Annotated in this window: 30 protein-coding genes and 1 tRNA gene; 21 read left to right on the top strand and 10 right to left on the bottom strand. The window is 28.6% G+C overall.

Going from position 1 to position 20,375, the window contains the following annotated elements:
* Positions 1-19: 19 nt before the first annotated feature.
* Entirely contained in the window at positions 20-664 is a 645-nt protein-coding gene (gene pyrF, locus HZY31_RS02045) for an orotidine-5'-phosphate decarboxylase (protein ID WP_297317809.1), read from the bottom strand.
* Between the two features lie 27 nt (positions 665-691).
* Positions 692-1,327, bottom strand: coding sequence for a phosphoserine phosphatase SerB (gene serB / locus HZY31_RS02040; protein ID WP_297317808.1), 636 nt, complete (start codon positions 1,325-1,327; stop codon positions 692-694).
* A 159-nt stretch (positions 1,328-1,486) separates the two neighbouring features.
* On the opposite strand from serB, the gene HZY31_RS02035 reads away from it, so the two are divergent.
* Genes HZY31_RS02035 through HZY31_RS02020 form a run of 4 tightly spaced genes read left to right on the top strand, consistent with a single transcriptional unit; the run spans position 1,487 to position 3,820 of the window.
* The gene (locus HZY31_RS02035) at positions 1,487-2,290 is read left to right on the top strand and encodes an aspartate dehydrogenase (protein ID WP_297317807.1); all 804 of its coding nucleotides are present in this window, start codon (positions 1,487-1,489) and stop codon (positions 2,288-2,290) included.
* Between the two features lie 9 nt (positions 2,291-2,299).
* Complete coding sequence (locus tag HZY31_RS02030) at positions 2,300-2,455, top strand: hypothetical protein (protein ID WP_297317806.1); 156 nt, start codon at positions 2,300-2,302, stop codon at positions 2,453-2,455.
* Positions 2,456-2,462: 7 nt separating this feature from the next.
* Positions 2,463-3,662 (top strand): bifunctional phosphopantothenoylcysteine decarboxylase/phosphopantothenate--cysteine ligase CoaBC, encoded by a 1,200-nt coding sequence (gene coaBC / locus HZY31_RS02025; protein ID WP_297317805.1) that lies wholly within the window; start codon positions 2,463-2,465, stop codon positions 3,660-3,662.
* Entirely contained in the window at positions 3,659-3,820 is a 162-nt protein-coding gene (locus HZY31_RS02020) for a preprotein translocase subunit Sec61beta (RefSeq protein ID WP_297317804.1), read from the top strand. Before coaBC ends, HZY31_RS02020 begins: the two co-directional genes overlap by 4 nt.
* A gap of 3 nt (positions 3,821-3,823) precedes the next feature.
* On the opposite strand, the gene guaA is transcribed toward HZY31_RS02020, so the two are convergent.
* The 3 genes from guaA to HZY31_RS02005 all read right to left on the bottom strand — a co-directional run bounded on the left by guaA (position 3,824) and on the right by HZY31_RS02005 (position 6,545).
* Positions 3,824-4,756 (bottom strand): glutamine-hydrolyzing GMP synthase, encoded by a 933-nt coding sequence (gene guaA / locus HZY31_RS02015; RefSeq protein WP_297317803.1) that lies wholly within the window; start codon positions 4,754-4,756, stop codon positions 3,824-3,826.
* A gap of 14 nt (positions 4,757-4,770) precedes the next feature.
* On the bottom strand, positions 4,771-5,121 hold the full coding sequence (locus HZY31_RS02010) for a UPF0058 family protein (RefSeq protein ID WP_297317802.1): 351 nt from the start codon (positions 5,119-5,121) through the stop codon (positions 4,771-4,773).
* An 80-nt stretch (positions 5,122-5,201) separates the two neighbouring features.
* Complete coding sequence (locus HZY31_RS02005) at positions 5,202-6,545, bottom strand: phosphomannomutase/phosphoglucomutase (protein WP_297317801.1); 1,344 nt, start codon at positions 6,543-6,545, stop codon at positions 5,202-5,204.
* Positions 6,546-6,667: 122 nt separating this feature from the next.
* Here HZY31_RS02005 and HZY31_RS02000 point away from each other — a divergent pair, with 122 nt between their 5' ends.
* Entirely contained in the window at positions 6,668-7,489 is an 822-nt protein-coding gene (locus HZY31_RS02000) for a 2-amino-3,7-dideoxy-D-threo-hept-6-ulosonate synthase (RefSeq protein ID WP_297317800.1), read from the top strand.
* Positions 7,490-7,589: 100 nt separating this feature from the next.
* Here HZY31_RS02000 and HZY31_RS01995 read toward each other — a convergent pair whose 3' ends face one another.
* The 4 genes from HZY31_RS01995 to HZY31_RS01980 are packed head-to-tail and all read right to left on the bottom strand — an operon-like array spanning position 7,590 to position 9,347.
* On the bottom strand, positions 7,590-7,775 hold the full coding sequence (locus tag HZY31_RS01995) for a 30S ribosomal protein S27e (RefSeq protein ID WP_297317799.1): 186 nt from the start codon (positions 7,773-7,775) through the stop codon (positions 7,590-7,592).
* A 41-nt stretch (positions 7,776-7,816) separates the two neighbouring features.
* Positions 7,817-8,101 (bottom strand): 50S ribosomal protein L44e, encoded by a 285-nt coding sequence (locus tag HZY31_RS01990; protein WP_297317798.1) that lies wholly within the window; start codon positions 8,099-8,101, stop codon positions 7,817-7,819.
* Complete coding sequence (locus HZY31_RS01985; protein ID WP_297317839.1) at positions 8,079-8,585, bottom strand: DNA replication complex GINS family protein; 507 nt, start codon at positions 8,583-8,585, stop codon at positions 8,079-8,081. Before HZY31_RS01985 ends, HZY31_RS01990 begins: the two co-directional genes overlap by 23 nt.
* An 18-nt stretch (positions 8,586-8,603) precedes the next feature.
* Positions 8,604-9,347: a DNA polymerase sliding clamp gene (locus HZY31_RS01980; protein WP_297317797.1), complete on the bottom strand. Its 744-nt coding sequence runs from the start codon at positions 9,345-9,347 to the stop codon at positions 8,604-8,606.
* 156 nt (positions 9,348-9,503) lie between these two features.
* Here HZY31_RS01980 and HZY31_RS01975 point away from each other — a divergent pair, with 156 nt between their 5' ends.
* The 15 genes from HZY31_RS01975 to hemC all read left to right on the top strand — a co-directional run bounded on the left by HZY31_RS01975 (position 9,504) and on the right by hemC (position 19,638).
* Positions 9,504-9,791 carry a chorismate mutase gene (locus HZY31_RS01975; protein ID WP_297317796.1) on the top strand — a complete coding sequence of 96 codons (288 nt, stop codon included), beginning with the start codon at positions 9,504-9,506 and terminating at the stop codon, positions 9,789-9,791.
* 21 nt (positions 9,792-9,812) lie between these two features.
* A complete protein-coding gene (locus tag HZY31_RS01970; protein ID WP_297317795.1) occupies positions 9,813-10,001 on the top strand; it encodes a 30S ribosomal protein S17e in 189 nt (62 codons plus the stop codon).
* Between the two features lie 13 nt (positions 10,002-10,014).
* On the top strand, positions 10,015-10,884 hold the full coding sequence (gene dapA / locus HZY31_RS01965; protein ID WP_297317794.1) for a 4-hydroxy-tetrahydrodipicolinate synthase: 870 nt from the start codon (positions 10,015-10,017) through the stop codon (positions 10,882-10,884).
* Between the two features lie 35 nt (positions 10,885-10,919).
* The gene (gatC, locus tag HZY31_RS01960) at positions 10,920-11,168 is read left to right on the top strand and encodes an Asp-tRNA(Asn) amidotransferase subunit GatC (RefSeq protein ID WP_297317793.1); all 249 of its coding nucleotides are present in this window, start codon (positions 10,920-10,922) and stop codon (positions 11,166-11,168) included.
* A 299-nt stretch (positions 11,169-11,467) separates the two neighbouring features.
* Complete coding sequence (locus HZY31_RS01955; RefSeq protein WP_297317792.1) at positions 11,468-11,905, top strand: Rrf2 family transcriptional regulator; 438 nt, start codon at positions 11,468-11,470, stop codon at positions 11,903-11,905.
* A 6-nt stretch (positions 11,906-11,911) separates the two neighbouring features.
* Complete coding sequence (gene cyaB, locus HZY31_RS01950; protein ID WP_297317791.1) at positions 11,912-12,442, top strand: class IV adenylate cyclase; 531 nt, start codon at positions 11,912-11,914, stop codon at positions 12,440-12,442.
* Between the two features lie 190 nt (positions 12,443-12,632).
* Positions 12,633-12,704, top strand: a tRNA-Arg gene (locus HZY31_RS01945).
* Between the two features lie 281 nt (positions 12,705-12,985).
* Positions 12,986-14,293, top strand: coding sequence for a diaminopimelate decarboxylase (gene lysA, locus HZY31_RS01940; protein ID WP_297317790.1), 1,308 nt, complete (start codon positions 12,986-12,988; stop codon positions 14,291-14,293).
* 187 nt (positions 14,294-14,480) lie between these two features.
* The gene (locus HZY31_RS01935; RefSeq protein ID WP_214400032.1) at positions 14,481-14,768 is read left to right on the top strand and encodes a hypothetical protein; all 288 of its coding nucleotides are present in this window, start codon (positions 14,481-14,483) and stop codon (positions 14,766-14,768) included.
* Between the two features lie 35 nt (positions 14,769-14,803).
* Positions 14,804-16,378, top strand: coding sequence for a DUF2202 domain-containing protein (locus HZY31_RS08145; RefSeq protein ID WP_297317789.1), 1,575 nt, complete (start codon positions 14,804-14,806; stop codon positions 16,376-16,378).
* Between the two features lie 90 nt (positions 16,379-16,468).
* Positions 16,469-16,705, top strand: coding sequence for a hypothetical protein (locus HZY31_RS01925; RefSeq protein WP_297317788.1), 237 nt, complete (start codon positions 16,469-16,471; stop codon positions 16,703-16,705).
* A 4-nt stretch (positions 16,706-16,709) separates the two neighbouring features.
* Positions 16,710-16,994, top strand: coding sequence for an ArsR/SmtB family transcription factor (locus HZY31_RS01920; protein WP_297317787.1), 285 nt, complete (start codon positions 16,710-16,712; stop codon positions 16,992-16,994).
* 15 nt (positions 16,995-17,009) lie between these two features.
* Complete coding sequence (gene argC, locus HZY31_RS01915) at positions 17,010-18,035, top strand: N-acetyl-gamma-glutamyl-phosphate reductase (protein WP_297317786.1); 1,026 nt, start codon at positions 17,010-17,012, stop codon at positions 18,033-18,035.
* Positions 18,036-18,075: 40 nt separating this feature from the next.
* Positions 18,076-18,747, top strand: coding sequence for a diphthine--ammonia ligase (locus HZY31_RS01910; RefSeq protein ID WP_297317785.1), 672 nt, complete (start codon positions 18,076-18,078; stop codon positions 18,745-18,747).
* A gap of 12 nt (positions 18,748-18,759) precedes the next feature.
* On the top strand, positions 18,760-19,638 hold the full coding sequence (hemC, locus tag HZY31_RS01905) for a hydroxymethylbilane synthase (protein ID WP_297317784.1): 879 nt from the start codon (positions 18,760-18,762) through the stop codon (positions 19,636-19,638).
* Between the two features lie 7 nt (positions 19,639-19,645).
* Here the strand turns inward: hemC and HZY31_RS01900 are convergent, their stop codons facing one another.
* Complete coding sequence (locus HZY31_RS01900; protein ID WP_214400026.1) at positions 19,646-20,026, bottom strand: metal-dependent transcriptional regulator; 381 nt, start codon at positions 20,024-20,026, stop codon at positions 19,646-19,648.
* A 111-nt stretch (positions 20,027-20,137) separates the two neighbouring features.
* Here HZY31_RS01900 and HZY31_RS01895 point away from each other — a divergent pair, with 111 nt between their 5' ends.
* Positions 20,138-20,359 (top strand): FeoA family protein, encoded by a 222-nt coding sequence (locus tag HZY31_RS01895; RefSeq protein WP_297317783.1) that lies wholly within the window; start codon positions 20,138-20,140, stop codon positions 20,357-20,359.
* Positions 20,360-20,375 lie beyond the last annotated feature (16 nt).

Genomic DNA, 20,375 nt, shown 5'->3' with positions numbered 1-20,375 from the left:
CTTCTCATCCTATTTAGTTTTAATTTTTATTTAGTTTTTCTTTGAATTTTTTTGCCACATCTTTTGGATTTTCTGATTGATATATACTTCTTCCAACAATTACATAGTCATTTTCATCTAAAATGTTAATAATTTCTTCAATTTTTCCTCCTTGATAACCAACTCCTGGCGTCATTACTGGAAGTTTTGCGATATCCTTAATTTCTTTGAGTCTCTCTGGTCTTGTAGAGGGAGCAACAATAGCATCAACTTTAAGCTTTTTAGCCATTTTTGCTAATTCATTGGCAATTGGTTGCATATATTGAATAGCCCCTGGATGACTCATTTCTGTAACCATTATTACCTTTTTATTTAATTTTTTAGCAACTTCTTGGACTGATTTAACAGAGTCTTCTCCAACGAAGCCATGGACTATTATCCCATCAGCATATTTTAAGGCAATTTCTGCTATTTTTCTGTTAGTTTCTGGAATATCTGCAACTTTAAAGTCACATATAACCTCTCTATCACATATTTTTTTTATTTCTTCAACAATTTCCAATCCAGAAGATAAAACTAACGGATATCCAACTTTTACAGCGTCAATATAATCCTTAATTTCACTCACAATTTTCAATGCCTCTTCTCTATTTAAAACATCTAAGGCTATCATTAACTTTGGCATACTATCACTCTTATTTTTTATTTTTAATTATTTAACATGCTTTAAAATTTCTCTTAAATCTCTTTTTTCAATGCATATATCTGCCTTTTCCTTTAAAATAGGTTTAGCACAAAAGGCTATTCTTAAACCAGCTTTTTTAAACATACTAATGTCATTTGCTCCATCTCCTACTACAACGGTATCTTCTAATTTAATGCCCTCAATTTTTGCTATTTTCTCTAAAATTTCTCCTTTGGAATCTTCTTTTAACACATCTCCCTCTACTTCCCCAGTTAATTTTCCATCTTTTACTATTAATCTATTGGCAAAAGCATAATCCAACCCTAATTTTTCTTTAATTTTATTAACTGCTATGTCAAAGCCACCACTAACAACTCCAATTATATACCCTCTTTTCTTTAATTCTTTAATAGTTTCTTCAGCACCTTCTGTTAGAGTTATTCTTTCAATAGCCTTCTCAACTTTTTCTATTGGTAAATCCTTCAACAAACTAACTCTTTTTCTTAAAGATTGTTCAAAATTTAATTTTCCTCCCATTGCTTCTTTTGTAATTTTTTTTACTTTCTCCTCAACCCCTGCCTCCTTTGCAATCTCATCAATCGTCTCATTATTAACTAATGTGCTATCAAAGTCAAATAAAATAAGTTTTTTCCTTTTCTCCATTTGACCACCTAAATTTTAAGATTTTGTGTTATTTTTCGATATAGTAAATAAAAATTTTTATACTTTTAATTTGTAAATTTATATTTATTATTTTGTTATGAGTAATATTTTAATTTAATAGATTCTATTTCTCTATTAACTATGGAGGTGAATATAACTATGTATAAAATAGGAATAGTTGGCTGTGGTGCTATTGGTAGTTTTATTTCAAAGAAAGTTGTAGATGGAACTATAAAAAACGCTAAAATAATTGCTGTGTATGATAGAAATTTGGAGAAATCTAAAAAACTTTCAGAACTTACTGGGGCTAAGATTTGCAACAGTATAGATGAGTTAGTTAATGAAGATTTAGATTTAGTTGTAGAATGTGCCTCAGTAAAGGCTGTTGAAGAAGTTGCTACAAAATCATTAATAAATAATAAAGATGTTTTAATAATGAGTGTTGGAGCATTAGTAGATAAGGATTTATTTTTAAAACTTAAAAAATTGGCTAAAAAGGTTTGTAGAAAGATATATATTCCCTCTGGGGCTATTGGAGGTTTAGATGCTATAAAATCTATGAGATTGGGAGAAATTTATAAAGTTGTATTGAAAACTGTAAAGCCAATTAAAGCATTAGAAGATTCATTAAAAAATCTCAACTACGATATAGATAATATAAAAAATCCAGTTGTAGTTTTTGAAGGAGATGTTTTTGAGGCAATAAAGAAATTTCCTATGAACATAAATGTTTCTGTAACTTTATCCATAGTATCTGAGTATCCAGCAAAGGTTGTTATTGTCGCTGATCCTAATGCAAAGTTAAATAGGCACGAGATATTAGTTGAGAGCTCAATTGGTAAATTAAAAGTTTGTGTTGAAAATGTTCCTTTTGAAGAAAATCCAAAAACGTCTGCATTGGCGGCATATTCAGCAGTTAGATTAATTAGAGATTTATCTGAATCTGTAAAGATAGGAACTTAAAGTGATATTATGGACATTGAAAGATATACAATAATTGATTTAGACAAATTAGACGATTTTATAAAAAAAGTAAAATGCCCTAATTGTTCTCATACATTTAACTGTGTTGGGAAAAGGGTAATCTGCCCAAACTGTAAAATCATTATAAAAATAAAAAATAAATAGGGAAATTATGCATCCAACAAAGTTTTTAAAAGGAAGTAAGTCAAAACTCTTAGAAAATAAAAAAATCTTAGTTGCTGTTACTTCATCAATTGCGGCGATTGAGACACCAAAGTTGATGAGAGAGCTTATAAGGCATGGAGCAGAAGTTTATTGTATAATTACCAAAGAGACTAAAAAAATTATTGGTAAAGATGCCTTAAAGTTTGGATGTGGTAATGAAGTTTATGAAGAAATAACTGGAAATATAGAGCATATCAAATTATACAATGAGTGTGACTGCCTTTTAATCTATCCAGCAACTGCCAATGTTATTTCAAAAATAAATTTAGGATTAGGAGATAACATAGTAACTACAACATCCTTAATGTTTAAAGGAGGAAATAAGCCGATAATTATAGTCCCAGCAATGCACGAAAATATGTATAACGCCATTAAAAAACATATAGACGAACTTAAAATGAATAAAAATATTTATATAGTTTCTCCAAAATTTGAAGAGGGTAAGGCAAAAGTGGCAAATATAGAGGATGTTGTTAATTATACAATAAAAATAGTTGGGAACAATTTAAAAAAAGAAGGAAACAGAGTTTTAATATTAAATGGAGGAACTGTTGAGTTTATAGACAAGGTTAGAGTTATTTCTAACTTATCATCTGGAAAAATGGGGATTTCTTTGGCTGAGGCATTTTGTAGAGAAGGGTTTTATGTAGAAGTTATATCTGGGATTGGTTTAGAGCCACCATATTATATAAAGACTCATAAGGTTTTAACAGCAAAAGAGATGCTAAATAAGGCAATAGAGTTAGGTAAAGATTTTGATATAATTATTTCCTCAGCGGCAATATCTGACTTTACGGTTGAAAGTTTTAATGGAAAGTTAAGTTCTGATAAAGATTTAACTATAAGATTAAAAAGAAATCCAAAAGTTTTAGAAGAGTTGAGAAAAATATACAAAGATAAAATAATTATAGGATTTAAGGCTGAATACAACTTAGATGAGGAATCACTTATAAAAAAGGCAAAGGAAAAATTAAATAAATATAATTTAAATATGATTATTGCCAATGATTTAAGTAAATATTATTTTGGTGACGATAATATTGAAGTTTATATAATAACTAACTCATACATTGAAAAATTATCTGGAACTAAGAAAGAAGTTGCAGAAAAAATTGTAGAAAAAGTTAAAGATATGGTGAAAAGATGAGTAAGAGGGAAGAAACTGGATTAGCAACCAGTGCTGGTTTAATAAGATATATGGATGAAACTTTCTCTAAAATCAAAGTTAAACCAGAGTATGTTATTGGAGTAACAGTTGCCTTTATCATAATTGAAATATTTTTAAACTATGGTATGTTCCTTTAATAATTATTCAAATTCAATAGTTGCCGGAGGTTTGTCAGTTATATCAAATACAACTCTTGCTACATTTGGAATTTCAGAAGTTATTCTTTTACTAATTCTCTTTAATAAATCAAAAGGTAGTTCAGGGACATGAGCAGTCATAGCATCTAAAGATTTAACTATTCTTAAAGCAACAATCCAATTGTATTCTCTAACATCTCCTTTAACCCCAGTAGCCTTACAATCTAAAACTACAGCAAAATATTGCCATAAATCTTTATCTAACTTTGCTTTTTTAATCTCTTCTTCAACTATTGCATTAGCCTCTCTACATATTTCTAACTTTTCCTCAGTAACTTCTCCTAAAACTCTTACAGCCAATCCAGGCCCAGGGAATGGTTGTCTATATACAATACTATCTGGCAAGCCAAGTTCTTTTGCTAATAATCTAACTTCATCTTTATATAACTCTCTTAATGGCTCTACAACTTCTAAAACCATTCCATGAGGTAAGGCTACATTATGATGACTCTTTATATTTCCTTTGGTTTCAATCCAATCTGGAGCAATAGTTCCTTGAACTAAAACCTCTGCCTTAATTTTTTCAGCGATTTCTTCAAAAACTTCAATGAATAATTTTCCAATAATTTTTCTTTTTTCTTCTGGATCTTTAATACCTTTTAAAGCATTTAAAAATCTATCTTTTGCATCAACAACTATTAAATTTAATCCTAACTTATCTCTAAATGTTTTTTTAACCTCTTCTTTCTCTCCCTTTCTCATTAAGCCAGTATCTACAAATACCGCAGTTAATTTATCTCCAATTGCCTTATGTGTTAATACAGCCGCAACTGAACTATCAACTCCACCACTTAAAGCAATTACTGCCTTTCTATCCCCAATTTGTTTTTTTATCTCTTCTATTGACTCTTCAATAAATTTCTGCGGATTAAACATAATAATTTCACCTTTTATTTTTCAATCTCATCGTTATATTCTTCTAAAATATTAACTTTCTCTAAAATATTCTTTTTATTACAAATAAGTAAGTGTTTAATAGCGTTTTCTTTAAGTTTTTTAGCTAAATTTTCTGGAACGTTGTCTAAATTATTGGCTAAAAAACTGGCTACATAAGCAGATAATAACAATATGGCCGCTTTCTGTTCATTTTTAAGTCGATGAATATGATGAGGTCTTATATCTAACATTTCATATAATCTAAGCAATTCTTTACAATCTCTATTTAGATTATTATCCTCATTGATATCCTTTACAACATAAACAAAAAATTGATGTAATTTCATTAACTGCTCTTTATCCATAATATCACGAGTAATAAAAATAAAAGTTATTAAAAATATCTATTTGGACTTCTAATTTTTAAAAATAATTTTTAATAAATTTAAATATATTCAATTTCTTTATTATATTTCTCAATAAGATTTTTAATTTCTTCTACCTTCTCCTTCATTATATTTTCATTGTCTGCCTCTAAGTTTAATCTCAATAATGGTTCTGTATTAGAAGGCCTTAAATTGAACCAGAAATCTTTACAATAAACTGAAATTCCATCTAACTCTTCAATTTTGCAATTTTTAAAGTGTTCTTTTATTTTTTCCATTATATATTTTTGGTCTCTTACTTTAAAGTTTATTTCACCACTATGTGAATATTTATTATATACTTTATTTAATTCAGATAATTTTTTATTTTCTTCTTCCATTGCCTTTAAAATATAGTTTAATGCTAATAAAGGACTTTCAAAATATCCAATTTCTTTAAAGTAGAAATGATTACTCAACTCTCCGGCAAATTCTGCATCTATTTCATGCATTAACTTTTTAATAAAGTAATGTCCTACTCTACTCTTTACTGGAATTCCCCCATACATTTTAATAATTTCTGGAACTATTTTAGAACATCTTAAATCATAAACAATCTTAGATTTTGGTTTTTCTTTTAAAATTTCTTTTGCTATTATTGCAGTTAAAATATCCCCTCTTAATACATCTCCATTTTCATCAACAATTCCTAATCTATCCCCATCTCCATCAAAGATTAATCCCAAATCACAGTTATTTTCTTTAACAGCCTTTATTATATCTTTTAAACATTCCATCTTTAAAGTGTCTGGCTGATGACTTGGAAAATTTCCATCTGGATAGTCATTTATAAAAATAGCATTTTCAAATAATTCCGATAATATTTCTTTTTCAGCAATTGTTGTAGAGCCATTTGCAAAATCAACCGCTATTTTTACATCTGATGAACTACACCTATTTAAAAAAAACTTTTTATAATCTTTTATAATATCTACTCTAAAATCTTCCAAATTTAGATTTTCTGCCTCTAATTTTATTTTATCATTTAACTCATACTCTTTAAATATTGGTTTAATTTCCTCAATTGGAGATATTGGAATAGCGTTTTTATCACACATCTTAAATCCAGTATATTCTGGTGGATTGTGAGAGGCTGTCAATATAACTCCTAAATCATATTTATCCTTGGTTCCAAAATACATTAATGGTGTAGATATAGTTCCAGCATAATAAACATTTGAATGTTCCTTTAAACCTACAATAAAGTATGGTAGTAGTTTTTTAGAACCAATTCTTACATCATTTCCAACTAATATATTTTTATCTTCATATTTTTTTCCTAAACATTTTCCTAAGGAGTATGCAAATTTTTCATTTAAATCTTTACCATATATTCCCCTAATATCATATGCCTTAAATACCATCTAATCACCATAAACATAAATTTTAAATATTAATGGGCAACATTTTTCTATGACTACAACTACTTTTATTAAATTAATAATATATATAGGTTAAAACAAAAAACTACTAAAAATGTGATAGTATGAAATTATTTGCTAATATTAAAAATCTAGGAAAACTTGTAAGGTTGGAAAGAATATTTAATAAAGATAGTGAGAGAACAGTAATTGTTCCAATGGATCACGGAGTGTCAAATGGTCCAATTAAGGGATTAATAGATATGAAGAAAACTGTAAATGATGTAGCTGAAGGAGGCGCTAATGCAGTTTTATTACATAAAGGGATTGTTAGACATGGATATAGAGGCTATGGCAAAGATATTGGATTAATTATTCATTTATCAGCAGGAACCTCAATATCACCAAATCCTTTGAAGAAAGTTATTGTTACAACAGTTGAAGAAGCTATTAGAATGGGAGCAGATGCTGTTTCAGTTCATGTAAATGTAGGTTCAGATGAAGACTGGGAAGCATACAGAGATTTGGGAATGATAGCAGAGACATGTGAATACTGGGGAATGCCTCTAATTGCTATGATGTACCCAAGAGGAAAACATATTAAAAATGAGAGAGATCCTGAATTAGTTGCTCATGCAGCAAGATTAGGGGCGGAGTTAGGAGCAGATATAATTAAAACAAGTTATACAGGAGATATCGATTCATTTAGAAATGTAGTTAAGGGTTGTCCAGCTCCGATTGTAGTTGCAGGAGGTCCAAAAACTAATACTGATGAAGAATTTTTACAAATGATAAAAGATGCCATAGAAGCAGGAGCTGTAGGAGTAGCAGTTGGAAGAAACATATTCCAACATGATGATGTCGTAGGAATGACAAGGGCTGTTTGTAAAATAGTTCATGAAAATGCTGATGTTAAAGAGGCTTTAAAAGAGATTAAGAGATTATAAAAGTTATCTCTTTTGCTTTTTATTTAATTAATTACATTTATATATTTACATATTTAGATACCAAATAAAATAATAAAAAATAAAAGAAAAAAATTAAAATTTAACCTAATATTTCTAAGATTTTTGCTTTAACTCTACCCTTACCTCCTCTTGGCTCTACCAAAACTTTTCCACATGTTAAACATTTGACTACAGTTGCTGGACTTCCAAATACTATCTGCTCATTGTTACATTCAGGACATTGAACTTTTAAGAATTTACTTCTTGGTTTTGGGATTAAGTCCATCATCTCCCCTCTTTCAAATTTTATTTAATTTTAGCCTAAAATTATTTTTCAACTATTTCAAATCTTCCAGATCTAAAGCAACCATTAGCCTTTGTATGCATTTTTCCACAAACTGTACATTTAAATCTTAAATCAATTTTTTTAACTGGCTTGGATCTGTCTGGTAAAGGTCTTGGGAAACCTCCATAACCTGCTGTAACTCTTCTGAACTGTCTCTGACCCCAAGTTAATTCACTTGGTTTTCCTTTTTTTGCTTTTTCTACAATGTGTATTGTGTGTTTTTTACAATATGGACAGTATCTTCTAATCTTCTTTGGCATCTTCATAACTTTCACCTATCTTTGATACAATGTTGTGTTTTTGTAAAATATTAACTATTTTTTTATTTAAAGAGATTACATCATTTTTATTTAAGTGATATATAAAAGTGCCATCTGTGAAAGGAGGAAAGTTTTTGTCTATCTTTACAACATCAATATCATTAGTTGTATATATAGATTTTGGTATATCTATATCTTCATTTTCTTCTTTAAGTTCTTTAATTTTAACTTCAATATCAATATCTTCAATAGATTTTATAATATTATCCTCTTCTGGAAGTAAATACTCTCTACATTTATCCAAATATAAGGCTTTATATATTCTTAACTTTCTAAGTTCTTTAAAATAGTATTTAACTCTCTCGATTTCAATTTCATCATTTATTTCATTTATATACTTTCTAATGTCTTCATAAAAATTGTCAGGTAGTTTTAATAATTTGTCTGATTTAATTTCTTCAAAAAAATAATTTTTTAATAGATTATAAATATTATCCATAATCTCACATTAACTTTCGATTCTTGGAGCTAAAAGGAATGTTAAATTTACCCCTGCCAAAGAATATTCTATTTTTACAGGCATGTCAGTTCCCAAATAAATTTTAATTATATCCCCTTTACTAACTCCTTTAACCATATCCATTAAATAATCTAAGTTAAATGCACTTTTTGCCTCTTCTTTTACATCTAAACTTATTATTGCTGAACTATCTTTTTCAAATATAGCCTCACTTTCATTTAAGTCACTTTTTGCATGTACTACGAATTTTTCCTCATCCACTTTTAAAATTACATAATCACTGAATAAATCAGCATCTTTTAATGCCTCTTTAAAGGCATCTCCTTTAATCATTATTACATTTGGATATTCTATATCTGGAACTTTTATTGATGATGAACTAATATCTAACAATGCCAAACTAAATTTTCTCTTACCAGTATTTTCAAATATAACATTTAATTTATTTTTATCTTCATCTAATTCCAAAATCAATTTATCTTTTGATTTTGCTCTATTCATAACTTTTTTAAATGCCTCTAAATCAATTCCAATATCATGAGAATCTGCTTCATACTCTTCAAATGCTAATCTTGGTATTTCTAAACTTACTAATGCTACGTGACTTGGATCCATTGCCGCTGCTTTAACACCTTCTTCATCTACTTCAAAGCAAATTTCATCTAAAAGTGTTGCTACTGTATCAACCACTTTTTTAAACTCCTTAGCACTTTCTAAAACTCCCCTAAACATATTACATCACCAACAAAAATATTTATGTAACTTCTAAATATAATTTTGTATCTATATGATATTGAAAACATTTTTATATCCCTTTCTATTTTTTAAATATTGCTTATTTTGTTATTAAAATTAAACTCTCTATAGTAAATTTTTAGGAGAGTTAAAATGATAGAGAAACTTAGTGAAATTAGAAAAAGAATTGATGAAATTGACAACCAGATATTAAAGTTAATTGCTGAAAGAAATAGTTTAGCCAAGGAAGTTGCTAAAGTTAAAAAGGAACTAGGAATTCCTATTAATGATCCAGATAGAGAAAAATATATATACAATAGAATAAGAAAACTTTGTAAAGAACATAATGTTAATGAAGATGTTGGTATAAAAATATTTCAAATATTAATTGAACATAATAAATACCTCCAAAAAAAATATCTGAAAGAAACACAAAAATAAATAACTTAGGTAGGTGAGAAAATGGGAAGAGTAAGGCAAGCATTTATTAAAAGAACTTCTATGGAGTTAATTAAAAAATATAGAGATTTATTTACAACTGACTTTGAAACCAATAAAAAAGTTTTAGAAAAAGTTGCTGTAATATCTACAAAAAGATTAAGAAATAGAATCGCTGGATATATAACTCACAAAATGAGACAGATACAATAATAAAGGTGAAGATATGTTTAAAGGGGTTTATCCCGCAATTGTTACTCCTTTCAAAAATAATGAAGTAGATTATGAGGGATTAGAAGAAAATATAAATTTTTTAATTGAAAATGGAGTTAGTGGTATTGTAGCAGTTGGAACTACTGGAGAAAGTCCTACACTATCTCATGAAGAGCATAAAAGAGTTGTTGAAAAAGTTGTCGATATAGTAAATGGTAGAGTTCAGGTAATTGCAGGTGCAGGATCAAACTGCACAAGAGAGGCTATTGAACTATCAGTATTTGCTGAAGATGTAGGAGCAGATGCTGTTTTATCTATAACTCCATACTATAATAAACCACCTCAAGAAGGTTTAAGAAGACATTTTAGTAAAATAGCTGAATCTATAAATATTCCTATTATTTTATATAATGTTCCTTCAAGGACTTCTGTTAATTTAGAACCAAAAACCGTTAAAATGTTGGCAGAAGAATATAGTAATATTTCAGCAGTTAAAGAGGCTAATCCAAATCTCTCTCAGGTTTCTGAATTAATATATGATGCCAAAGTTACAGTTCTTTCAGGAAATGATGAATTAACCTTACCAATAATTGCGTTAGGAGGCAAAGGAGTTATAAGCGTTGTAGCAAATATAGTTCCAAAAGAATTCGTTGAAATGGTTGATTCTGCACTTAAAGGAGATTTTGAAAAAGCGAGAGAGATTCATTATAAACTCTTTCCCTTAATGAAAGCAATGTTTATTGAAACAAATCCAATTCCAGTTAAAACTGCTCTAAATATGATTGGAAGACCAGGAGGAGAGTTAAGACTTCCTCTATGTGAAATGAGTGAAGAACATAAGAAAATATTAGAAAATGTTTTAAGAGATTTAGGTTTAATTTAATGTTTAATTTTCTATTAATTTTATGGTGAATTAATATGGACGAAAAAACTATTGAAAAGTTAAAGAAAGAGGCTGAAGAAATAATTAATAAATTCAGCGAAGTTTTAGAAAAATATAACTTAGAGATGGAAGAAAGTTACTATATTATTGATAGTAGAAATGTTCTTAGAGATGATGAAGCAGTAGAAAGCGATCCAGAATTTAGAGAAAATTTCTTAAAAATAGCCCCTAAGGCAAATAAAGAAGGTTATATCATAGTAGAAAAAGGTAGTTGGCTAAAATAAAAATATATATAATACCTATCACTATTACATCTTAACAATTTACTTCTAAAAGTTTTATAAATAGAAAAAAATAATATAGAGGGTGATACTATAAAGAGAAGTTCAAGAAGATGGAAAAAGAAAGGTAGAATGAGATGGAAATGGTATAAGAAAAGATTAAGAAGGTTAAAGAGAGAAAGAAGAAGAGCAAGAGCATAATAAATTTATAAATTAATATTTTATTTTTTCTATTGTTTTTAATTATTTTTAATTTTTATCAGATAATTCATTAATAAATTTAAATGGATAATTGTGAGAGAATGAAAGTTGAAGGATTAACTAAAAAAATTATGGAAAATTTAAAAGAACCAACTACAATTAAAGAACTTGCTAAAAAACTTAATATTCATCCTAAAAACTTAGATGTTAAAATCAGAGTTTTAAGAGATTTAGGATTAGTAGAAACAAAAAAAGGTAGAAATGGCTGGGTTAGATTATCAAAAGAAGGATTATACTTATTAGAAAAAGGAGAAATTAAATTAAATTCTTTAAAGTTACAAATAGTGGCTAAGGATAGAATCGGGTTATTGGCAGATATTACATCAAAAATCTCAAAAATTGGTGGAAATATAACTTCAACAATTCTTGAAAGAGATGGAGAAGATGTTATTATATATTTAATTGTAGAAAATGTAGAGAAAGAAGAAATAGAAAACGCATTAAAGGATATTGTTAAAAAATTCTCTATTATATGGTGAAATATTATGATAGAAATTGAAATTAAGGTAAAAATTGATAATAAGGATGAAATAATAGAAAAATTAAAAAAACTCGGATTTAAATTTATTAAAAAGAAATTTCAGGAAGATATTTATTTTAATGGAAGTAATAGAGACTTTAAAAAAACTGATGAAGCTTTAAGGATTAGAGACGATAATGGAACTTTTTTTATTACATATAAAGGACCAAAGTTAGATAATATCTCAAAAACCAGAGAAGAAATTGAAGTAAAAATTGAAGATAAAGAAAAGATGAGATTAATTTTAAAAAAACTTGGATTTAAAGAAGTTCCTCCAATAAGAAAAATTAGAGAAATATATAAAAGAGGAGATATTATAGCCAGTATTGATAATGTAGAAGGATTAGGAATATTCTTAGAATTGGAAAAATCAATATCTGATTCTGAGATTACCAAGAAAGATGAAATTTTAAATGAACTATTAGATTTACTGAAAAGTTTAAATATTAGTAAAGATAAGATTATTAGAAAATCATACTTGGAATTAAGGGGATAGTATGAAAACTTCCAAAAAATCTAAATCAAAATTAACTAAGAGGAAAATATTAGCAATATTTGTAGCTATAGTTATGATGCTTTCTATAATTCCTGTATTTTTAATAGGGCTTTAAAGCAAAAAACTTTTTTATTATTTCTAATTAATTTTTTGTATCATATATTCCAATTTACAATTATTTGTAGTTTTTGCCCCGGTGGGGTAGCGGATATCCTTTGACACTGCGGATGTCAAGACCCGGGTTCGAATCCCGGCCGGGGCGTATTTTTTATTCCATAGGGGGAAACCCCCTATTGGTATACCCCACGTCCATTAAGTTGCCCCTTTCAGGGGCAATTAATGTCCAAGTTTTGCTAAGAGACATTGCCAAGCGTTAGCGAGGTAATGCATCCATTTTGATGAACCTTTTACTAAAAGGTTCGTTTGAATCTCGGCTGGGGCGTATTTTTTATTCACATGAACCTTTTAAAAAAAGGTTCATCAAAAATTTGGGTATACCAATAGGGCGAAGCCCTATGGTTCTAAAAAGTTTCAGGTGAAAAGATGTTTTTAGGTAATGATACAGTAGAGATAAAAGAAGGGAGATTTTTTATAGATGGTTATGATGCTATAGAATTGGCTGAAAAGTTTGGAACACCTTTGTATGTTATGTCAGAGGAGCAAATTAAAATAAATGTAAATAGATATTTTGAGGCGTTTAAAAGATGGAAAGAAGAGACTGGAAAAGATTTTATTCTTGCCTACGCATATAAAGCAAACGCTAACTTGGCTATTACAAGATTATTAACTAAATTAGGATGTGGGGCTGATGTAGTCAGTGGAGGAGAACTATATATAGCAAAGTTATCAAATGTTCCTTCAAAAAAAATAGTTTTTAATGGAAACTGTAAAACAAAAGAAGAAATTATAATGGGAATTGAGGCAAATATTAGAGCCTTTAATGTAGATAGTATAAGTGAATTAATTTTAATAAATGAAACTGCAAAAGATTTGGGAAAAGTAGCAAATGTAGCTTTTAGAATAAATCCAAATGTAGATCCAAAAACACATCCAAAGATTTCAACTGGCTTAAAAAAGAACAAATTTGGATTGGATGTTGAAAGTGGTCTGGCATTAAAGGCTATAAAAATGGCTATGGAAATGGAAAATGTTAATGTGGTTGGAGTTCATTGTCATATTGGTTCTCAATTGACAGATATAAGTCCATTTATTGAAGAAACAAGAAAAGTTATGGATTTTGTCGTAGAATTAAAAAATGAGGGAATAGAAATAGAGGATGTTAATTTAGGAGGAGGTTTAGGAATTCCTTATGAAAAAGATAAAAAAATACCTACTCCAAAAGATTTGGCAGACGCAATAATAGATACGATGCTAAAATATAGTGATAAAGTTAAAATGCCAAACCTAATATTAGAACCAGGTAGAAGTATAGTTGCCACTGCTGGCTATTTATTGGGGAAGGTTCATCACATAAAAGAAACACCAGTAACAAAATGGGTTATGATTGATACTGGAATGAACGATATGATGAGACCTGCTATGTATGATGCATATCATCACATAATAAACTGTAAAGTTAAGGATGAAAAAGAAATTGTCAGTATAGCAGGAGGACTTTGTGAAAGTAGTGATGTTTTTGGTAGAGATAGAGAATTGGACAAAGTTGAAGTAGGAGATGTATTGGCTATATTTGATGTTGGTGCTTATGGAATAAGTATGGCTAACAACTACAATGCAAGAGGAAGACCAAGAATGATTTTAACAAGTAAAAAGGGAGTATTCATAATTAGAGAAAGAGAAACTTATGCAGATTTGATTTATAAAGATATTGTTCCCCCTCATTTATTGTAATTTTCCATTTCTATTTTTAATTTGATTTAATTTGTTTTAAATTTACCTTAATTTTTTATTTTTACAGTTGTGATTAATATTTGAACAACTCCGTAATATATAAATATATGTTGCATAACATAATAATGTGTAGTAAAAATACTACATATTGTTAAATAATAAAACAGATATTAATAGGGGGAATAAAATGACACTTTTTAAAAGTAAAATGCTAAAAGGTATCGTTGCTTTGGGGGTTCTTTGTTTGATAGGCGTTGTATTTGCATGGGTTCCTTATGGATATTGGGGCTATCATGCCTATCCTCCAAATTATTACTATCCTTCTCATTATTACCCTTACCCAAATGATAATTCAATTAATGATAACATTAGCGACTACTACCATTCACCTTTTGATAATTACCATCCTCCATATGGTTATTGTCCTTGCTGTGGTTATTGTAGATGTGGATGTTGTTGGGGATGGTATAGATAAAAATAAAATATAAACAATAATCAGGTGATAAGCCTATGATAATAAAGAAAATGGTAGTTCTATTATTATCATTAGTAGCTCTGCCAATAGTATCAGCCACAGATGTTATATTAGTAAGTGACAACTGTGCAGATCAGGCAACTGCTCTTGAATTAGCAAAGGCGTTAAATGCTACAGTTGTAACAACAACTTGGGGAGTTTATGACGAAAATGTTGTAAATAAAATCTTATCATTAAAACCTGATAAGGTTATAATAATTGGAGGACCATTAGCAGTTGTTGAAAACTATACAACAACTTTGGAAAATGCTGGAATTACTGTTGAAAGAGTAGGAGGACAAACAAGATATGAAACTAATGCCAATGTAACATTAAGATTCCAAAATCAATTTAAAAATGCTTTTGGAAATAATGTATCAGCATGTGTTTGCTATGGATTAGATGACATAGCATTAAATGAAAGTATAGAAAAAATTAAACAAGGAAACTATTTAGTGTTATTATATAATGGTACTAATTTATCAGTAAATCCTGAAAAATTGCAATTAAGGATACAAAATATTGACATTATTGAAAATCCAATTTGTCCATTTTGTAATTATTCAAAAATCACAAATATGTTAATGCATAGAGGATTTAAGGTTAAGGTATCTAAAATTTCTGATGAAAGAGTAAAATTAATGTTACAAAATAGAATTAGAGTAATAGAAATGAAAATTGAAAAATTAAAAAATCTAGGTATAAATACCACAGAATTAGAAAACAAACTGAAAACAGCAATACAACTAATGAATCAAAACAAATATCAAGAAGCATACCAAATTCTTGTTCAACTCCAAGAAATGCAAATGATGCAAATAAGAATGCACTTCCATCCAATGGGTCATGGAATGTATAATAATGGTAGAATGTCTGTAAATATCTCACATATGAACTATATGAATGCTTCAAGAGGAGGATTTAAAGGAAGAAATGCCCAAAATAACCAAAATCCACAAAATGTAGGACAGGGAGTAATTATAGGAAGTAATGGAGCAATAAATGATAGTTTAATGTGTAAAATGATAATGGAAATGCCTAAACAGCCAATAAGTGAAGAAGAGAAAGAAGGATTAATAGAAATGAGAGAAGAAGAAAAATTAGCAAGAGATGTATATTTAACCTTATACAATAAATGGAAATTACCAATATTCAAGAATATTGCAAATGCTGAGCAAACTCACACAGATGCTATTAAGTGTCTATTAAGGAAATACAATATCACAGATCCTGTAAAAACTGACGAAGTTGGAAAATTCTCCAATCCAAAATTTGAAGAACTATATAATAAGTTAGTTGAGGAAGGAAGTAAATCAGTTGTAGATGCTTTGAAAGTAGGAGCAACTATTGAAGATTTAGATATTGCTGACTTACAATATTGGATAAACAGGACTGATAACGAAGATATAAAATTCGTATATGAAAACTTAATGAAAGGTTCAAGAAACCACATGAGAGCCTTTGTCAGAATGTTAGAACAGTATGGTGCAAACTATACTCCTCAATATATAAGTCAACAAGAATATGAACAAATTATAAATACTCCTACTGAAAGAGGCTATGCAAAATAATCTAGTTTTTTTATTTTAAAATATAACAAATTTTCTATTTTAAAATTCTTTTTTATTTTATAATTTTTCCTATTTTTTGAGGTGGTTACAATGCCTTATGGTGCTGGAATGAACCATATTGTTGATACTCATACAACAATGGGACATATATTTGCAGGATACGAATATATTATAATAATTCTTTTAGTAATTATCATACTAATGTTAGGATACTTAATATTCAAAAAACCAAGTAGTGAAATAGAATTAGCAAAAATAGAGAAAGATGTGGAGGAAATAAAAGAAATAGTTAAAGATTTAAAGAAAAAATGGGAAGAAATTGAGTGATTTTATGGATTTAGAGAAAACTGTTAAGATAGGAACAGCATTATCTAATCCCGTAAGGATTAAAATATTATATCTTTTGAATAAAAAACCGATGAGTATTTATGAATTAGCTAAAGCTCTAAATCTATCGAGGCCTGTGTTATATACCCATTTAAAAAAACTGGAAGAGGCTGATTTAGTGGAAAGTTATTTAATATTAGATGATGCAAGGGCTAAGAGAATGTATAGAGCAAAAAAATTTAAATTTTATATAGACAATGATAAAATAAATGAATTCTTTGAGAAATAATTTTTTGGTGATATTATGATTGAAGTATCTATAATTGGAGCTACTGGATATACAGGGGCGGAACTCTTAAGATTGTTGTCAAACCATAAGGAGGTTGAGGTAAAGTATATAACTTCAAGAAAAGAAGAGGGAAAAAATGTTTTTAAAGTTCATCCTTATTTAAAGGGAATTAAAAAGTATGAAAATTTATATTTTACTAATGATTTAGATAAAATTGATGTAGATTTAATATTTACTGCAACACCACACGGAGCTTCAATGAATATAGTTCCAGATTTTATTGAGAGGGGAATTAAAGTTATAGATTTAAGTGGCGATTACAGATTTGAAGATATATCATTGTATGAAAAGTATTACAAAATAAAGCATAAGGGTCTTGTAGATGCAAAAATTGCCTATGGATTGCCTGAATTACATAGAAAAGAAATAAAAGAGGCTCAATTAGTAGCAAATCCCGGATGTTTTCCTACTGGATGTATTTTAGCAGTAGCACCATTGGTAAAAGAAAGAATTATTGAGGAGAGAATTATATTTGATTCAAAAACTGGAGTCAGTGGAGCAGGAATAAATCCAACAGAAACTACCCATTTCCCTAATGTGAATGAAAATATAAACCCATATAAAATAACAACTCATAGGCATACACCAGAAATAGAAAAAGAATTAAAAAAACTTGGAAATGTTAAAGTTTCATTTACTCCTCACTTAGCTCCAATCACAAGGGGTATTTTGACAACAGCACACACATTTTTAGTTGAAAATTTGGATAGAGAAGATATAATTAAGATTTATGAGAGATTTTATAAAGATGAAATTTTTATTAGAATATTTCCAGAAGAGATTCCTAAATTAACTTGGGTTAGAGGAACGAATTTTTGCGATATTGGTGGGTTTGAGATAGATGAACACAATAGATTAGTTATTATTTCAGCAATAGATAACTTAGTTAAAGGAGCCAGTGGGCAAGCAATACAAAACATGAATATAATGTTTGGATTTGATGAAAAAGAAGGGTTGTTTAATGTTGGGTTACATCCTTAAATTTTAATTCTTATTTTTAAATATTTTTAGGTGATTATAAATGGATGTTGCTGTTCTATATTCAGGAGGAAAAGATTCAAATTATGCATTATATTGGGCATTAAAGGAAGGATTTAATGTGAAATATCTTGTAAATGTAGAGAGCGAGAATAAAGAAAGTTATATGTTCCACATACCAAATGTGCATTTAACTGAACTCAGTTCTAAGGCTGTTGGAATACCTCTTGTAAAGATTTATACAAAGGGTGAGAAGGAGAAAGAAGTTGAAGATTTAAAAAAAGGCTTGGAAAAGTTAGATGTTGAGGGAATTGTTACAGGAGCTGTGGCAAGTGTCTATCAAAAATCAAGAATTGATAGAGTTTGTGAAGAACTTGGATTAAAATCTTTTTCTCCATTGTGGCATAAAGATCCAGAATGGATTTTAAGAACTGTAAGTAATCTTTTCGATGTGAGAATTGTTGGAGTTTATGCCTATGGATTAGGTAAAGAGTGGTTAGGAAAGAGAATAACAAAGGATAATATTGATAAACTACTAAATATTTGCGAAAAGTATGGGATACATAAGGCATTTGAAGGAGGAGAGGCAGAAACATTTGTATTTGATTCACCTGTTTTTAAAAAGAGAATTGAAGTTGTTGAAGCAGAGATTGAGTGGCATGAAACTTGGGGAATATACAATATAAAAAAAGCTAAATTGGTTGATAAGGAATAAAAATGGGAAACTATGATAAGAATAGGAACGAGAGGCAGTAAGTTAGCATTATATCAGGCAAATAAAGTATCTGAAAAACTAAAAAATTTAGGTTATGATGTTGAAATAAAAATAATAAAAACTACTGGGGATAGAGTTTTAAATAAAAAACTCTCAGATATTGGTATTGGTGTCTTTACTAAAGAGTTGGACTTGGCATTATTAAATAATGAGATAGACATAGCTGTTCATAGTTTAAAGGATATTCCAACTGTGTGGAATGAAAACTTAATAATTGGAGCAGTTTTAGAAAGAGACAGTTACTATGATTTGTTAATATGGAATAAAGATAAAGATTTTGATGAAGATAGTGAAATAGTTATAGGAACTTCAAGTTTAAGAAGGAGAGCTTTTTTAAAGTTTCTATATCCAAATGTAAAGTTTAAACTCCTCAGAGGTAATGTAGATACAAGATTAAGAAAACTAAAAGAAGGTTTATATGATGCTATTGTCTTATCTGAGGCAGGAATAATAAGATTGGGAATTGATTTGAGTGATTTCAAATATAAAAGGCTAAATATTCTCCCAGCTCCTGCTCAAGGGATTATAGCCGTTGCTTGTAAAAAAGATGACAAAAATTTAAGAAAAATATTAGAAAAAATAAATGATGAAAAAACTTACTTAGAATCGACATGTGAAAGAACAGCTTTAAATGAATTTGGTGGAGGTTGTAGCGTTCCGATGGGTGCATTAGCAATTTACGATGAAAAAGATGAGTTATTAAAATTAGATGCAGGGGTTATTATTAACGATAAAATAAAAAAAGCCTGTGGAGAAATAAAATGTAAAGTAAAAGATATTGATAAGGCAGTTGAATTAGGAAAAAAAATTGGTAAAAAATTGAAAGAATAATTATTTATTATTCAACTAAATCCTTATGTTCCTCCATAAATATCTTTAATTTTTTCAAAACTTCATCAGACATTGCATGTTCTAATTTACACGCCTCTTTTGACGCCATTTCTTTATCTATTCCTAAATATTTTTCTAAAAATGTCTGTAAAGTTTGATGTTTATCTAAAACTTTTTTGGCAAGATCTAATCCTTTTTTTGTTAATGTTATTCCTATATATGGCTCATACTCAACATATCCTAACTTACTTAATTTTTGTGCCATACTTGTAACTGCTGATGGCTTTATATTTAACAACTTTGCTAATTCCGTAGTTTTTATAGGTCTCTTATTTTCTTTAGTAAAAATATATATTTTTTCTAAGTAATCTTCAATACTTTGAGACATAGTATCACAGAAAGGTATTTATACCCCTATATAGTTACTTAATATTTAACCATACTTAAAAAATTTAATTATAATTAAAAATTTTAATCATATATAAACGTTGTGGTAACTATGTATCCGTTAGCGTTTGCTAAAGAAGGGGAAACAGTTATTGTAAAGAGTATTAATGCAGGATTTGGCGTAATTCAAAGATTAAGTAGTATGGGATTGAATATTGGGAGTAAATTAAAGGTTATCAGAAATCAGAATGGCCCAGTAATTGTCTCAGTGAGAGGTTGTAATATAGCCGTTGGAAAGGGTTTGGCTATGAAAATAATTGTTGAGAGAGTTTAGTTCAAAAAATGGTGAA

Origin of the sequence: Methanocaldococcus sp., from assembly GCF_024490875.1 — an archaeon.
Taxonomy (GTDB): Archaea; AGJL01; Methanococci; order Methanococcales; family Methanocaldococcaceae; genus Methanocaldococcus.
The sequence above is the reverse complement of the archived record's forward strand: the minus strand, read 5'-3'. Positions and strand labels throughout refer to the sequence as shown.

Coding starts and splice junctions, on each gene's coding strand:
- guaA (WP_297317803.1), bottom strand. CDS start 4,756: ATGTTTAATCCGCAGAAATTTATTGAAGAGTCAATAGAAGAGATAAAA.
- HZY31_RS02000 (WP_297317800.1), top strand. CDS start 6,668: ATGAAATTATTTGCTAATATTAAAAATCTAGGAAAACTTGTAAGGTTG.
- coaBC (WP_297317805.1), top strand. CDS start 2,463: ATGCATCCAACAAAGTTTTTAAAAGGAAGTAAGTCAAAACTCTTAGAA.
- HZY31_RS01990 (WP_297317798.1), bottom strand. CDS start 8,101: ATGAAGATGCCAAAGAAGATTAGAAGATACTGTCCATATTGTAAAAAA.
- argC (WP_297317786.1), top strand. CDS start 17,010: ATGATTGAAGTATCTATAATTGGAGCTACTGGATATACAGGGGCGGAA.
- HZY31_RS08145 (WP_297317789.1), top strand. CDS start 14,804: ATGATAATAAAGAAAATGGTAGTTCTATTATTATCATTAGTAGCTCTG.
- HZY31_RS01995 (WP_297317799.1), bottom strand. CDS start 7,775: ATGGACTTAATCCCAAAACCAAGAAGTAAATTCTTAAAAGTTCAATGT.
- pyrF (WP_297317809.1), bottom strand. CDS start 664: ATGCCAAAGTTAATGATAGCCTTAGATGTTTTAAATAGAGAAGAGGCA.
- HZY31_RS02030 (WP_297317806.1), top strand. CDS start 2,300: ATGGACATTGAAAGATATACAATAATTGATTTAGACAAATTAGACGAT.
- HZY31_RS01925 (WP_297317788.1), top strand. CDS start 16,469: ATGCCTTATGGTGCTGGAATGAACCATATTGTTGATACTCATACAACA.
- cyaB (WP_297317791.1), top strand. CDS start 11,912: ATGATAGAAATTGAAATTAAGGTAAAAATTGATAATAAGGATGAAATA.
- HZY31_RS01955 (WP_297317792.1), top strand. CDS start 11,468: ATGAAAGTTGAAGGATTAACTAAAAAAATTATGGAAAATTTAAAAGAA.
- gatC (WP_297317793.1), top strand. CDS start 10,920: ATGGACGAAAAAACTATTGAAAAGTTAAAGAAAGAGGCTGAAGAAATA.
- HZY31_RS02005 (WP_297317801.1), bottom strand. CDS start 6,545: ATGGTATTTAAGGCATATGATATTAGGGGAATATATGGTAAAGATTTA.
- HZY31_RS01970 (WP_297317795.1), top strand. CDS start 9,813: ATGGGAAGAGTAAGGCAAGCATTTATTAAAAGAACTTCTATGGAGTTA.
- lysA (WP_297317790.1), top strand. CDS start 12,986: ATGTTTTTAGGTAATGATACAGTAGAGATAAAAGAAGGGAGATTTTTT.
- HZY31_RS01975 (WP_297317796.1), top strand. CDS start 9,504: ATGATAGAGAAACTTAGTGAAATTAGAAAAAGAATTGATGAAATTGAC.
- serB (WP_297317808.1), bottom strand. CDS start 1,327: ATGGAGAAAAGGAAAAAACTTATTTTATTTGACTTTGATAGCACATTA.
- HZY31_RS02020 (WP_297317804.1), top strand. CDS start 3,659: ATGAGTAAGAGGGAAGAAACTGGATTAGCAACCAGTGCTGGTTTAATA.
- HZY31_RS01895 (WP_297317783.1), top strand. CDS start 20,138: ATGTATCCGTTAGCGTTTGCTAAAGAAGGGGAAACAGTTATTGTAAAG.
- HZY31_RS02035 (WP_297317807.1), top strand. CDS start 1,487: ATGTATAAAATAGGAATAGTTGGCTGTGGTGCTATTGGTAGTTTTATT.
- hemC (WP_297317784.1), top strand. CDS start 18,760: ATGATAAGAATAGGAACGAGAGGCAGTAAGTTAGCATTATATCAGGCA.
- HZY31_RS01920 (WP_297317787.1), top strand. CDS start 16,710: ATGGATTTAGAGAAAACTGTTAAGATAGGAACAGCATTATCTAATCCC.
- HZY31_RS01980 (WP_297317797.1), bottom strand. CDS start 9,347: ATGTTTAGGGGAGTTTTAGAAAGTGCTAAGGAGTTTAAAAAAGTGGTT.
- HZY31_RS01900 (WP_214400026.1), bottom strand. CDS start 20,026: ATGTCTCAAAGTATTGAAGATTACTTAGAAAAAATATATATTTTTACT.
- dapA (WP_297317794.1), top strand. CDS start 10,015: ATGTTTAAAGGGGTTTATCCCGCAATTGTTACTCCTTTCAAAAATAAT.
- HZY31_RS01935 (WP_214400032.1), top strand. CDS start 14,481: ATGACACTTTTTAAAAGTAAAATGCTAAAAGGTATCGTTGCTTTGGGG.
- HZY31_RS01910 (WP_297317785.1), top strand. CDS start 18,076: ATGGATGTTGCTGTTCTATATTCAGGAGGAAAAGATTCAAATTATGCA.
- HZY31_RS02010 (WP_297317802.1), bottom strand. CDS start 5,121: ATGGATAAAGAGCAGTTAATGAAATTACATCAATTTTTTGTTTATGTT.